This window comes from Actinocorallia populi (assembly GCF_002995495.1).
Classification (GTDB): domain Bacteria; phylum Actinomycetota; class Actinomycetes; order Streptosporangiales; family Streptosporangiaceae; genus Actinocorallia; species Actinocorallia populi.
In genome coordinates, this window is the sequence record NZ_PVZV01000001.1 from 350,169 (window position 1) to 361,912 (window position 11,744).

The 11,744-nt window shown below is 69.7% G+C and carries 15 protein-coding genes and 1 tRNA gene; 8 read left to right on the plus strand and 8 right to left on the minus strand.

What is annotated here, in order from left to right:
- The first annotated feature begins 13 nt into the window (after positions 1 to 13).
- The gene (locus tag C2865_RS01805) at positions 14 to 1,000 is read left to right on the plus strand and encodes an adenylate/guanylate cyclase domain-containing protein (protein ID WP_106396508.1); all 987 of its coding nucleotides are present in this window, start codon (positions 14 to 16) and stop codon (positions 998 to 1,000) included.
- A 13-nt stretch (positions 1,001 to 1,013) separates the two neighbouring features.
- On the opposite strand, the gene C2865_RS01810 is transcribed toward C2865_RS01805, so the two are convergent.
- Entirely contained in the window at positions 1,014 to 2,570 is a 1,557-nt protein-coding gene (locus C2865_RS01810; protein WP_106396509.1) for an RNA polymerase sigma factor, read from the minus strand.
- 215 nt (positions 2,571 to 2,785) lie between these two features.
- On the opposite strand from C2865_RS01810, the gene C2865_RS01815 reads away from it, so the two are divergent.
- Positions 2,786 to 2,858 (plus strand) — tRNA-Arg (locus C2865_RS01815).
- Positions 2,859 to 2,926: 68 nt separating this feature from the next.
- On the opposite strand, the gene C2865_RS41285 is transcribed toward C2865_RS01815, so the two are convergent.
- Positions 2,927 to 3,238, minus strand: a complete 312-nt coding sequence (locus tag C2865_RS41285) for a tyrosine-type recombinase/integrase (RefSeq protein WP_269802685.1) — start codon at positions 3,236 to 3,238, stop codon at positions 2,927 to 2,929.
- Positions 3,172 to 3,861, minus strand: coding sequence for a tyrosine-type recombinase/integrase (locus C2865_RS01820; protein WP_269802686.1), 690 nt, complete (start codon positions 3,859 to 3,861; stop codon positions 3,172 to 3,174). The genes C2865_RS41285 and C2865_RS01820 overlap by 67 nt, the downstream gene beginning before the upstream one ends.
- Between C2865_RS01820 and C2865_RS01825 the strand changes: the two genes are divergently transcribed.
- Positions 3,753 to 4,379, plus strand: a complete 627-nt coding sequence (locus tag C2865_RS01825) for a hypothetical protein (protein ID WP_198653069.1) — start codon at positions 3,753 to 3,755, stop codon at positions 4,377 to 4,379. The genes C2865_RS01820 and C2865_RS01825 overlap by 109 nt on opposite strands.
- Positions 4,380 to 4,415: 36 nt before the next feature.
- Here C2865_RS01825 and C2865_RS01830 read toward each other — a convergent pair whose 3' ends face one another.
- The 3 genes from C2865_RS01830 to C2865_RS01840 form a co-directional block, all read right to left on the minus strand.
- Positions 4,416 to 4,781 (minus strand): hypothetical protein, encoded by a 366-nt coding sequence (locus tag C2865_RS01830; protein ID WP_157963517.1) that lies wholly within the window; start codon positions 4,779 to 4,781, stop codon positions 4,416 to 4,418.
- A 333-nt stretch (positions 4,782 to 5,114) separates the two neighbouring features.
- The gene (locus C2865_RS01835) at positions 5,115 to 5,777 is read right to left on the minus strand and encodes an NADPH-dependent F420 reductase (RefSeq protein ID WP_106396512.1); all 663 of its coding nucleotides are present in this window, start codon (positions 5,775 to 5,777) and stop codon (positions 5,115 to 5,117) included.
- Positions 5,774 to 6,613, minus strand: a complete 840-nt coding sequence (locus C2865_RS01840; protein ID WP_198652818.1) for a helix-turn-helix transcriptional regulator — start codon at positions 6,611 to 6,613, stop codon at positions 5,774 to 5,776. Before C2865_RS01840 ends, C2865_RS01835 begins: the two co-directional genes overlap by 4 nt.
- 56 nt (positions 6,614 to 6,669) lie before the next feature.
- Between C2865_RS01840 and C2865_RS01845 the strand changes: the two genes are divergently transcribed.
- Entirely contained in the window at positions 6,670 to 6,912 is a 243-nt protein-coding gene (locus C2865_RS01845; RefSeq protein ID WP_106396514.1) for a nuclear transport factor 2 family protein, read from the plus strand.
- Between the two features lie 88 nt (positions 6,913 to 7,000).
- Here the strand turns inward: C2865_RS01845 and C2865_RS01850 are convergent, their stop codons facing one another.
- Positions 7,001 to 7,411: a RidA family protein gene (locus tag C2865_RS01850; RefSeq protein WP_106396515.1), complete on the minus strand. Its 411-nt coding sequence runs from the start codon at positions 7,409 to 7,411 to the stop codon at positions 7,001 to 7,003.
- A gap of 78 nt (positions 7,412 to 7,489) precedes the next feature.
- Between C2865_RS01850 and C2865_RS01855 the strand changes: the two genes are divergently transcribed.
- On the plus strand, positions 7,490 to 7,861 hold the full coding sequence (locus C2865_RS01855; RefSeq protein ID WP_106396516.1) for a winged helix-turn-helix transcriptional regulator: 372 nt from the start codon (positions 7,490 to 7,492) through the stop codon (positions 7,859 to 7,861).
- 106 nt (positions 7,862 to 7,967) lie between these two features.
- On the opposite strand, the gene C2865_RS01860 is transcribed toward C2865_RS01855, so the two are convergent.
- Entirely contained in the window at positions 7,968 to 8,831 is an 864-nt protein-coding gene (locus C2865_RS01860; protein WP_106396517.1) for a helix-turn-helix transcriptional regulator, read from the minus strand.
- 101 nt (positions 8,832 to 8,932) lie between these two features.
- Between C2865_RS01860 and C2865_RS01865 the strand changes: the two genes are divergently transcribed.
- From C2865_RS01865 to C2865_RS01875, 3 genes are all read left to right on the plus strand, one after another.
- A complete protein-coding gene (locus C2865_RS01865; RefSeq protein WP_106397427.1) occupies positions 8,933 to 9,682 on the plus strand; it encodes an SDR family oxidoreductase in 750 nt (249 codons plus the stop codon).
- Between the two features lie 184 nt (positions 9,683 to 9,866).
- Positions 9,867 to 10,892, plus strand: a complete 1,026-nt coding sequence (locus C2865_RS01870; RefSeq protein WP_157963518.1) for a hypothetical protein — start codon at positions 9,867 to 9,869, stop codon at positions 10,890 to 10,892.
- 170 nt (positions 10,893 to 11,062) lie between these two features.
- The gene (locus C2865_RS01875) at positions 11,063 to 11,737 is read left to right on the plus strand and encodes an FMN-dependent NADH-azoreductase (RefSeq protein WP_106396519.1); all 675 of its coding nucleotides are present in this window, start codon (positions 11,063 to 11,065) and stop codon (positions 11,735 to 11,737) included.
- Positions 11,738 to 11,744 lie beyond the last annotated feature (7 nt).

Consider the following 11,744-nt stretch of genomic DNA (forward strand, 5'->3'; position numbering starts at 1 on the left):
GTGGTGGCCTGCCATGGCGGAAACACGCGCGGTCGAGGAACTCCTGCTCGGTGAACCGCTGCTGTTCACCCTCCACGACGTCGTGGACGAGTCCGGCATCGAGCTGGAGCTCGGGCTGCGGATCTGGTCCGCGCTCGGCTTCCCCACCCCGCCCGGCGACACGCCCGCCTTCACCGCGGAGGACGTCGTGGCCATGCGCACCATCCGGGAACTGCTCGAACACGAGTACGTCGACGAGGAGATGGTGCTCCAGCTGTCGCGGGGCGTGGGCCAGACGATGAGCCGGCTCGCGCACTGGCTCGGCGAGGTGTGGCTGGAACGGCTCGCCGAGCACCTGGTGAAGCCCGGCGACCCCGTCACGGACGAGGTGGTCACGGCGGCCCTGGTGGCCAGCGCGGAACTGCGGCCCAAGTTCGAGAACCTGCTGCTGCGCGGATGGCGGCGGCAGCTGTCCGCCGTCGGCGTCGGCACGCTCACCGGGACGGCCGCCGCCACCGCCGACCCCGGTGCGGGAACGGCGACGCTGGCCGTCGGGTTCGCCGACATCGTGTCGTTCACCCGGCTCAGCCGCCGGCTCGACACCGACGGGCTGGCCGAGCTCATCGACCGCTTCGAGACGGAGACCGCCGCGATCATCGCCTCGCACGGAGGGCGGGTGATCAAGACGCTGGGGGACGAGGTGCTGTTCACCGCGCCCGACGCGGAGTCGGGGGCGGAGATCGCGCTGCGGATCTCGGAACGGGCCGCCGGGGACGACTTCCCGCAGGTCCGGGTCGGAGCCGCCTACGGGGAGGTCATCCTGCGGCTGGGGGACGTCTTCGGAACACCGGTGAACATGGCGGCCAGGCTGACGGCCACGGCGCATCCCGGGACGGTACTGGTCAGCCCGGAGCTGGCCGAGGCACTGGAGGGCTACTCGTTGCGGCGGCTCAAGGCACGTTCGCTGCAGGGGCTGGGGAAGGTGCGGCCGTGGTTGTTGCGTCGTCCTTCGCGGGCTTAGGAACCCTTCCGGCCTACAGGAGGCCGAGGCCCCAGCGGACCGTCACCTCTTCTTGCGCGCCGTTCTCCACGTTGGTGATCGAGACGACGGCGGAGCCCGCCAGGCGGACGAGGCTGAGCGGGAGGCGCACCCGCAGGTCGTAGGCCTGGCCCTCGGGCAGGACACCGCTCCCGGCGTCCAGGGTGATCTTGTCGCTGCTGGAGGCCGCCTGCCAGGTGACGGCCCCGTTGAACGCCTGGAACCTGATGTCCGCCGACCGGTTCGCGCCGATCTCCACCAGCGGGGTGTCCACTTTGATCTCCGTGGGCTCCACCCTGATGGACGGCGGCTGCAGCGGCGCCTGCTCCTCCTGCGGCGGTGGCGAGGGGGCGGGCGGCGGCGGACGGCCCTCCTCGGTGTACTGGGGAGCCGGATGCGGCGGCGACACGGACGAGGACGGCGCCGCCGAGCCCAGCGGGGACGGCGTGCCGTACTGGGTGACGTCCGGGGCGGGAAGGTCGTTCTCCACCTGGGAAGGCGGCGAGGAGGTCGACATGTGCGTCACGTCCGGGACGCCCGGCGCCCCTTCGGGGTGCGGCCGAACGGGCGCCTCGCGGGGCACCGTGGGCTTGGTCACCACGGGCTTCTCGGTCCGGTCCGGGGCCGGCGGCCCGGAGAGCGTCGGCATCCCCAGTTCCGGCCCGATGAGGAAGGTCGTCACGAGCGCCAGCACGAACGTTCCAGCCATGCCGCTGCCCGCCAGAAGCCAGCGCCGCCCGAGCGGCGAAGGCACGTCCGGCTGGCGCGGCATGCCCTCCGGAGTGAGGTTCCCGCCCTTTCCGGCGATGTCGGCACGGTATCCGGCGAGTTCGGGATCGGTACCCGTGTGCAGCACCCTGTGCCGCAACCCCGGCGACGGCACGGGCGCGGGCGGCGCCTCCAACAACACCGGAAGCGGCACCGCGGCCATCCGCCGGCACCGCGCACACCGCTTGCGATGCCCGTCCTGCGCCTTCTCCCCCCGCTCGCGCCGGCACCGCTTCTCCTGCGCCCGCAGCTGCGCCTCCAGCGCCGCCTCGGCCCTCCCCCGCGCCTTGCCCACCAGCGCCGCCGCCTTGAACGGCGACACCCCCAGCACCGCCGCCAGATCCGCGGCGGCGACCCCGTGGCGGAACGTCAGCAGCAGCAGGTCCTGATCGCTGAGCGAGATCCTGTCGAGCGCCCCCTCGAGCAACTCCCGGGCCTCCCCTGCCGTCACCCCCCGAAGGACCCCCGCCCCCGGCAGCTCCCAGTCCCAGGCCAGCCCCCTGGCCCGGCTCCGCTCCATCCCCCGGCGCCGCACCGCCGCGTACAACCACGCCCGCAACCGCCCCCGGTCCCGCAACCGCGGCCCCCGCCGCGCCGCGTCGATGAAGACGTCGTGCACCAGAGCCTCGGCGGCCTTGCCCTCCCCCACCAGCGAGACCGCATAATCAAACATTTGTTCGACGTAGACGTCGTAGAGCCTCGCAAGCGCGTTCTCCTCGCCGTCGCTCAGCCCCCGAACCAACCCCCGGTCGATCTCGGGAACGAACGCAGACCATCTGGGCATGCGTGCTCCACCTCACAAACGGCTTCCTGAATACACCCACCCCCCCACCACGTCCAGGGTTCCCCCAAAAACGTGCACTCCCCACTCTTCACATAGCCGTACAACGGGCTTTCCAGACGCCCCTCCACCCCCGCCCCCGGCACCCCCCGCCCAACCGATTCGCCTACATGCCCGACACCCGGTATGCTCATCTCTCGTTGCGGCAATCGCAACGGGCACCCGTAGCTCAATGGATAGAGCATCTGACTACGGATCAGAAGGTTAGGGGTTCGAATCCCTTCGGGTGCGCACAGCTCAAAGGACCCTTGCGAATGATCGCGAGGGTCCTTTTGCTAACGGATCTGCTAACAGGAGCGTCAGCCGGCCTTCTCCACCTCCCTGGCGAAGACGTCCGCGGCTTCGGCCAGCTGCTCGCTGACGACGTGGGCGTAGACGCTCAGCGTGATGGACGGGTCTGCGTGGCCCAGCCGCGCAGCCACTACATGCACGGGGACGCCCGCCAGGAGAAGGATCGTGGCGTGGACGTGGCGCAAATCGTGGAGCCTCGCGTGCGGGAGTGGGTTGGATTGAGTGCCTTCCTTCGGCTCGTTGTGGCGCTGGATCAGCCGGGGGACCAGCGAGGAGGCCGTGTCCGGGTGGATCTGTTCTCCCCAGGCTGTGGAAAACACATAGCCTTCCGAGCCGCCGCGCCAGGCTTCACCGAGTTCCAGCTTTCGGCGTTCTGCTTCGCGCAGTGAGCCCGGAGAATCTTGACGGTCTCCTCGTCGAGACTGACCGTTCTTGATCTGCCGCTCTTGGTGGTCCCCTCGATGCGCTCCCCCGCGATAAACGCGGCCGAACCGGTGATGCGGATCTCGGCGGCGTCGAAATCGACGTCTCGCCAGCGCAGGTTCAACAGCTCGCTCCGGCGCGCGCCAAAGTAGGCGGCGAGGCGGAAGAAGGCGAACAGGCGGTGCGTCTGGGCGATGCTCAGGAACGTTCGGAGCTGGGCCGAGGTCCACGCCTTGCCCGGCTCGCTCGTCTGCCTACGGGGCGTTTGGCTCGCTCGACGGGGCTGGAAGGGATGAGCTGGTCGACTTCCACAGCGTCCCGGAATGCCTTGCGTAGGACGGCATGGACGTAGGCGACCGTTCGAGGTGGCAGGCCCTTGCCGGACCGGCCGCCGGAAGTCACCAGGTCCCGGTGGAGCTTGGTGATCTGGGCTGCGCGGACGACTTGGAGGCGCAGGCCGCCGATGTTCGGCTTGATGTGGCGGTCGATCAGGCACAGGTAACCGCAGCGCATACGTCATGCTCTACAGCCATGGCGAACGTGCACAACAGCAGGTGGGACCAGTGGTTGAGCACCCTGCCCGAAGACCGACAAGGCACAGCGGCCACGTTGCGAGACCGCTTCGCCGAGCTCGGTGTCGATGCCCCCGAAGAGTGGGCGCAGTCCGAAGTCGACGAGGACGTCCCGCAGCTGGCCCGTCTTCTCATCCTGCGGCGACTGTGGGCTGAAGGCGTCAACGGATGGGAGCGCCCAGGAGCCATCGAGAACATTCCGGCAGCCCGCCGTCTCCTGGAGGCCGGCGCCAACCGCGCCGACCTCATCACAGCCATGAGAGCCGCAGCCTTCGAAGCGATCTCAACCACAGTCGACATACTCCAGAGCGACCTTCACGACCCTGACCACACGACGCACCCAGGCTGGTCACTCCAGGAGACCACCCACAACGGCCGGCCCACCGGACGGCGCATCGACGGACTACAGGAAGACCTCCGAGGGACCGATCCGTCCGGCCACGAAGCCGACGATCTGTGGAGTTGAAGCCGACTACCGGCAATGCCGTTCTGGCAGGTCGGCTCAGTCTTCGCTGAAGCTTCGCCTGGTCGCCGCGAAATCCATGACGACTTGGTTCTGCCCCCAGCAGTCGGCCTGCTCGGCGGCCACCGGCGTTCCGCACCCTGCGCAGATGAGGTTCGGCCCGTCGATGCCGGAGGGTCCGCAGCATCCGTCCCCGGTGCTCTCGTCCGGGTTCCGCGCCGTTCCGATGACATCGCCTGGGTGGAGCACGTATCCCTCAGGCTCGCGCGTGTGCTCGCAGGGGTACAGGTTGGCCGCGTAGGTACCGCGAGGCATCCGCGGAGGAGGGATCCGGTCAGCAAACGTGATCTCCCCTGAGAACGCGGTGAAGTCAACGTAGACCTTGTCAGGCAGATTGATCTTCACCAAGAGCAGACTCAGGGGCTGTCGACACCGATCACAGATGAAGCGGGGCACCCAGGCATCCTCCGGCACGCCCCGACGAGCAGCAAGCGAGTACCTCAGGCAGTCACATCAAGTGCAGCGCCCACGAGAGCAACCGCCACCAGCCCACCGCCAAGCCCCAGGTCAAGGCAGAACTCTCAGCCACCCCGATGAGAACTTTCGTTACGGGTGTGCTCTCGGTCCTGTATCGGGGTGAGCATGCCGAGGCTGCTGCGCGGGCGTCGTCGGGCCGGTGGCTCGACCTGCGTGCGGGACCAGAAGGGATCCATCAAAGTCCGCTGGCCGGGAAAAAGCTCAGCCTCGGACGGGGTACCTGATCCGGCGCGCGGCGGCCAGGTTGGCGGCGAGTCGCTCGCGCGTCTGGTGGGCGTGCGCCAGCCAGGCGGGCTGGCCGGGGCCGCTTCGCCAGGACTCGCTGAGCGGACTGTTGTCGACGGTGTCGAATCCGAACTCGTCGTACAGGCGCGTGACGAGTTCCACCGCCTCGGGGTGGTCGCTGGAGACCGAGAGAGCGTGCCGGTCGGGAGTGCCCGGGGCTCTGGCGGAGAGGAAGAGGCGCGGAGCCTGGATGTGCGTGAACGCCTTGGCGACCTTCGAGGCGGGCAACTGCTCCTGCCGCAGCTCGTGCACGGTCTTCTCCCCCGAGTCGATGGCCTCGAAGCGGCCGTCGCGCCAGGGCATGTAGTTGTTGGTGTCGAGCACGGTCTTGCCGGCCAGCTGCTCCACGGGCATGTCGTTGGCCGGCTTGAGGGGGGCGGCGATGATCACGAAGTCGCCCGCTTCGGCGGCGTCGGCCGCTGTCGCGGCACGGGCCGAGGGCCCGAGCTCGTCGACGAGGTAGCTCAGCGTCTCCGGTCCTCGTGAATTGGCGATGACCACCCGGTAGCCGTGGGCGACCGCTGCGCGGGCGAGCTGGCTGCCCACCTCGCCCGCTCCGATGATGCCGATCGTGGTCATGCGTCGCTCCTCGGAGAGGAGATGATGCCGGCGAGCTCGAGCTTGGACTCGTCCTCGCTGCCCGGGACCGCCGCATAGGCGACGATCTTGAGGTCGGTGTCCCCGTCCGTCAGGACGTCGCAGTCGACGCTCACCTCCCCGATGACGGGGTGCCGGATGGTCTTGCGGTCCTCGGCGTGCCGCCCCACGGCGGCCTCGGCCCAGAACGCGGCGAACCGGGGGTTGCCGGCGACCCTGCCGGCCACCAGCCCGGTCACGCGCGGATCGTCGGGGAACCGGGCCGCGGCCTGGCGCAGGTCGGCCACAAGGGCCCGGTCGGCGGCCTCGGCGTTGTCCGGGATCACCGGCCAGCTCGTCAGACGGCCGCGGTCGGAGGCGACCGGAAAGCGCAGCCGCACCAGGTTGCGCGCCTCGTCCTCGATCTTCGTGGGTTCGCCGAACAGCGCCGCCCACCTGGGGTTCCACCAGACCAGCTTCCAGTCCGCGGCGAAGACCGCGACCGGAGTGGAGTCGAGCAGTGCCAGCAGCCGCCGCATGCTCGGCGGAATGTCGTCGACGACCCGCCGGTCCTGCGGCGGCCCGAACCCGGCGAGTCGATGGAGGTGGTCCCGCTCGTCCCGGGAGAGCCGCAGTGCGCGGGCCGACGAGCCGATGACCTGCTCGGAGGGGCTGAGGGCCCGGCCCTGTTCGAGTCGCACGAGGTAGTCGACGGAGAGGCCCGCCAGCTCGGCGAGCTCTTCACGCCGCAGGCCCGGCGATCGCCGCGCCCTGTCCACCGGCAGCCCGACGGTTTCCGGCGAGAGCCGGTCCCGCCAGGCACGAAGCGTCGCTCCCAACTCGCCGCTCTCCATCGATTCCCGCACAGGGATCGACGACCCAGAAGGAGAAACCGATGACCGACTCCGGCCTCAAGGACTGGTACCTGCGCTACGTGGCGGCGCTCAACGCCCACGAGTTCGACGGCATGGACGCATTCATCGCCGACGAAGTCGTGCTGAACGGCGAACCGGGCACCCGCGACGACGTCATCACGGTCCAGAAGCATGACATCGACGCCGTTCCGGACCTCCACTGGTTCGTACAGATGACGGCGCTGCACGACTCGTCCGACCTGCTGCGGCGGCTGGCCGCATGACCTCAGCCGGTGTCGGCGCGGCATCCCGGTATGCCGCGGCGACGAGCGACCGATCCGTCGCACGTGACCGTGGTCCATGTGCGCCGGATCAGTCGAGCAGTGCGGTCGCCTCGACCTCGACGAGCACGTCCGGCTCGAAGAGGTGGTCGACACCGATGAGGCTGGCCGGCGGCATGGGGAGCCGGAGGCCGATCTCTTCGGCGACGGCCTCCACCCCGGCCATGAAGTCGCCGATCTTCTCCGGGCTCCACTGGGTCACGTAGAACGTCAGGCGCAGCACGTCCTCGAACGAGGCGCCCGCACCCGCCAGGCCGAGGGCGGTGTTCCGCAGCGCCTGGGCGACCTGCCCGGCGAGATCGCCGGGGGCCACCGGGGTTCCGTCGGCCTCGCGGGCGATCTGCCCGCTGACATGTACCTGAGTCGTGCCCTTGCCGACGGCCACGTGGTGGTAGGGGGTGGGCTGCATCATGCCTTCCGGCGTGAAGTGCTGGACAGCCATGGCCGTTCTCCTTCTCTCAGTAGGTATCCGTAAGATATCTAGTGCAAGAAAGGCACTTCAACGAGACCAGGTTTCACCATGGACACCAACGGCGAACTCCGCATCGACGCCCCGCACCGCGAGCTCCTCGACCAGGTGCTCGACAAGTGGTCCCTCGGCATACTCAAAGAGCTGTGCGAACGCCCCTGCCGCTTCAACGAGCTCCGCCGCGCCATTCCCGCGGTCACGCAGAAGTCGCTGACCGCTACTCTTCGCCGACTCGAGCGCAACGGAGTGATCGAACGCGAGGTCGTCTCCACGCGCCCGGTGGCGGTCAGGTACCGGATCACGCCGCTCGGCAAGACCCTGCGGCAGCCCATTGACGTACTGCTGGCATGGGCCTCGGAGCACATGCCCGCCATCGAACGCGCACGCGACGCTTTCGACACGCGGGAAGAGGCAGGCCTCTGAGCCTTCTCCCCGACCACACCACCCACCTGCTCGGACGGCGACCGAGAGGAGCCTCCTTACCCACACGCGTTGCCGGCATCGCTCGAGCGGTACCTCCTCGATCGGTTCATCGGACCGGTTCGGTTCGCATCGCCTGGGTGCCCACGACGGTCAGCAGCGAGAGTTTCTCGGCGGTGTCGGTCCCGGCACGTGGGGTGAACCAGAGCAACCGCTGGCGGCCGTCCTCGCTGAAAAGGCTGAGGCAGTCGAGGTCGAGCATGCCGACGGTGGGGTGGACGATCCGCTTGCGCTCGTCTCTGCGCACCTCCACGTCCTGATCGGCCCAAAGCGCCTGGAACTCCGGCGACTGCTGCAGCAGCCCGTCCACCAGCTCGGTCGCCTCGGCGTCGCCTGGGCTGCGTCGCCCCACTGCCGCACGCAGGTCGGCGACGAACGAGCGTGACTGCGGGGCGAGGTCCTCCTGCGGGTAGATCTGCCGCGAGGCCGGGTCGGTGAACCATCGGTAGATGAAGCTCGCCGCGCGGCCGTGGTGCGCGGACAGGTCGCCGAGCATCGCGATGGCGAGCGGGTTCTGGACCAGCACGGTGTGCAGGTCGGTGCTCACCATCGCCGGGGTCCCGTCGATGCGCCTCAGCAGGTCGAGCATCGCGGGGTGGACGTGTGACACCGTCCCGCCCCGGTGCGGGATCGGGCGGTTCGCCAACCGGTACAGATGGTCGCGTTCGTCGCGACTGAGGCGCAGGGCGCGGGCGAGCGCGGCCAGCATCTGGTCGGAGGGCTGCGAGCCGGCACCGCGCTCGAGCTCGGTGTAGTACTCCACCGAGGCTCCGGCCAGAACGGCGACCTCGTCGCGACGCAGACCGGGGACGCGGCGCCGCGGACCGGGCGCGAGCCCGACCTCCTCGGGGCGGATCCGCTCGCGTCGCGAACGCAGGAAGCCACCGAGTTCGGAGTACCTCGTGTTCGACATGGGCAAAGCCTCCCCGGGCGGCGCCGTTGGTGCCAGGGGATGTCGTCCCCACCTTTGGAAGCAACTGTCGCGGGCCCGCGCCGCGTCACAGAGTGGACGCCATGAACACCTCACTCACCGGCTCCGGCGCGTCGCCGGTCGCTGGAAAGACGGTCCTGATCACCGGTGGCACGAGCGGGATCGGCGCCGCGACCGCTCGGCTCCTGCTCGTGCGTGGCCACCGGGTCGCCGTCACCGGGCGCGACCCTGGTCGGCTCAAGGCCTTCCTCGACGAAGTCGGCCACGCGGACCGCGTCCTGGGCCTGGTGGCAGATGCCTCCGACTGGGACTCCACGGACACGGCGGTCACCAGCACGGTGGAGCGCTTCGGGTCGCTCGACGCGGCGATCGCGAACGCAGGCGGCGCGTCCGCGGACCACTTCCGGACGGGCGGTGCCGGCGTCGTCGACGGCGGCGATCCGAAGCTGTGGGCGCCGATGGTACTCGCCAACGTGCTCGGTCCGGCTCTGCTGGCCAAGGCGACCCTGCCCCACCTCGAGCGGTCCCGCGGCCGACTGGTGCTCATCGGCAGCGTGGCCGGAATCAAGAACAGCCCGGGCAACCTCTACTCCGCCACGAAGTGGGCAGTGGTCGGCTTCGCCGAGAACCTCCGCCTGCACGCCACGACCCGCGGCATCGGGGTCACGGTCGTGAACCCGGGCATGATCGACACCGCGTTCTGGCACGGCCAGGCTCCCCCCGTCGCGATGAGCCCGGATCCGGTGGCCGAGGCGATCGGCTTCGCGCTCGACCAGCCGGCAGGCGTCGACCTCAACACGGTCACGATCCGTCCGATCGGCCAGCCCGTCTGACCCCGGGCGGGCAGCGGCTCACCGGCGCGCCATCCTCACCGGCTTCCGCGACCGCCCGCTACACGTTCGTCCGGATCGGCCGGTTGACGTTTCTACGGATTCGTCCAGTGGAACCAGATGCGGGGCGCCTGGAATTGAGGGTTTGTTACAAGCTGCCCAGTGGGCTGGGGTGGATTATTCCGGTATGCGGAGAAACTTGGTGGCCGTGCTCACGGCTGCGGCCCTGCTGATACCGGCGACGGCCGCCCACGCAGATGAGCGTCCGTGGCGGGAGGTGCCGCTGCCGTCCCTGTGGCCCGAATTCCAGGTCAGCGAGCTCGCGGGGGCGGGCCCGGACGAGGCCTGGATCGCCGGCTACGAGGGCAGGAAATGCGTCTCCTGGTCCGTGCCGGGCTGGGGCAACCCGTCGGTGTGCAGTATGAACGCGATCGTCCGCAAGTGGAACGGCGCCTCCTGGGAGAACAAGAACCCGCCCGGCCGGTGGAACCTCCAGGTCGAGGATCTGGAGGCGTCCAGCCGCACCAACGTCTGGCTGACCGGCCAGAACCCCCAAGGCCAGTATCTGGCCCGCTGGGACGGCAGGCGCTGGAACAAGATCACCAATCCGCCCGGCTGCTTCTACCCCCGCAACCTCCACCCCGTCGGCCCGGACGAGCTGTGGGCCTCGTTCAACGGCTCGGCCTGGGGCGACAGCTGCGTCGCCCGCTGGAAGGCCGGAACCTGGCAGGTCCACCCGTTCACCGCCCGCACGATCGACTTCATCGGCTCGCCCGCCCCTGACGAGGTCTACATCTCCACCAACACCGTCGAGGGCCTGAACACGCGGGCCACGCTCCGCTTCACCGGCTCCGGCTGGGAACCCGCCCCGGTCCCCGCCGGCCACCCGTCCCTCGTGCTGGCCGGCGGCGGCGCCCTCTACCACCGCGTCTGGGACCGCGAGGACACCCTCAAGGTCACCACCGCGGGCACCGAGACGATCCCCGCCGCCCCCGACGGCGCTTCATCCCTGCTCCTGGACGACCTGGGCCGCCTCTGGGCCTCCAACGCAGGCTCCACTCTCTACCGGTACGACGCCCCGGCCTGGGTCCCCGTCCCCACGAGCGCTCCGTCCGCCTACTCGGTCGCCTCTCTCCCGGAATCCAACGGAGTCCTGTGGACCCTCTCCGCCACCGGCTCCCCGCCCGCCTACCACGCCCACACCAACGGCTGAATCGGTAGACCGTCCGGCGGCGCCAGGTGAACGCCCCATGCGGGGCCGGTGTCCTCGAGGGTCTCCCGCGCCGTGATGGATTGTCCGCTTGAGTCGCTTTCCAGCCCCTGTCGAGCCTGCCGCGGCACCGTGATGCCAACGCACCGCACTCTGGCTCGAGAGAGGCTCGCATGGCTCAGCACCTGCTTCACATCGACAGCACCGCGGCTACCCGGGGATCCGACTCCAAGCAGCTCGCCGCCGTCTTCCGCCGTGTCTGGGCCGAGGAGTGCCCGGCGGGCACCGTGGTCCACCGCGACCTGGCGACCGACCCGCTGCCGCACCTGGACGAGGCGGCGATTTCGGCCCAGTTCGTGCCGAAGGAGGGTTGGAGCCCCGAGCAGCGGGCGTCCAGTGCGCTGCGCGATGAGCTGATCGGCGAGCTGCTGGAGGCCGAGGGGCTGTTGATCAGCGCCCCGATGTACAACTGGAACGTGCCCTCCACCCTCAAGGCGTGGCTCGACTGGGTGCTCCAGCAGGGCCGCATCCTGCCCTACGGAGACGGAGCCGGTCCGCTCGCGGGACGGCCGGTGACCGTGGTGCTCACCTACGGCGGCGGCTACATGCCGGGGGCTCCGCTGGAGAAGTGGGACCACCTGGACCCGTACCTGCGCACGGTGTTCACCGACGCGCTCGGCATGGACCTCGCCGTCATCACCGCGCAGCTCACCCTCGCGGGGCGGGCGCCGGGGATGGACCACCTGGTGGAGCTGGGCAGACAGTCGCGGATCGACGCGGAGAAGGCGATCGAGGAGCGCGCCCGCCGGTTCGCCGGCCTCGGCGGCCGGGTGACGGCGGCCGTCTGACTCCAGG

Coding starts and splice junctions, on each gene's coding strand:
- C2865_RS01875 (WP_106396519.1), top strand. CDS start 11,063: ATGGCTCAGCACCTGCTTCACATCGACAGCACCGCGGCTACCCGGGGA.
- C2865_RS01805 (WP_106396508.1), top strand. CDS start 14: ATGGCGGAAACACGCGCGGTCGAGGAACTCCTGCTCGGTGAACCGCTG.
- C2865_RS01860 (WP_106396517.1), bottom strand. CDS start 8,831: ATGTCGAACACGAGGTACTCCGAACTCGGTGGCTTCCTGCGTTCGCGA.
- C2865_RS01850 (WP_106396515.1), bottom strand. CDS start 7,411: ATGGCTGTCCAGCACTTCACGCCGGAAGGCATGATGCAGCCCACCCCC.
- C2865_RS01865 (WP_106397427.1), top strand. CDS start 8,933: ATGAACACCTCACTCACCGGCTCCGGCGCGTCGCCGGTCGCTGGAAAG.
- C2865_RS01855 (WP_106396516.1), top strand. CDS start 7,490: ATGGACACCAACGGCGAACTCCGCATCGACGCCCCGCACCGCGAGCTC.
- C2865_RS01845 (WP_106396514.1), top strand. CDS start 6,670: ATGACCGACTCCGGCCTCAAGGACTGGTACCTGCGCTACGTGGCGGCG.
- C2865_RS01835 (WP_106396512.1), bottom strand. CDS start 5,777: ATGACCACGATCGGCATCATCGGAGCGGGCGAGGTGGGCAGCCAGCTC.
- C2865_RS01870 (WP_157963518.1), top strand. CDS start 9,867: ATGCGGAGAAACTTGGTGGCCGTGCTCACGGCTGCGGCCCTGCTGATA.
- C2865_RS01810 (WP_106396509.1), bottom strand. CDS start 2,570: ATGCCCAGATGGTCTGCGTTCGTTCCCGAGATCGACCGGGGGTTGGTT.
- C2865_RS01820 (WP_269802686.1), bottom strand. CDS start 3,861: ATGACGTATGCGCTGCGGTTACCTGTGCCTGATCGACCGCCACATCAA.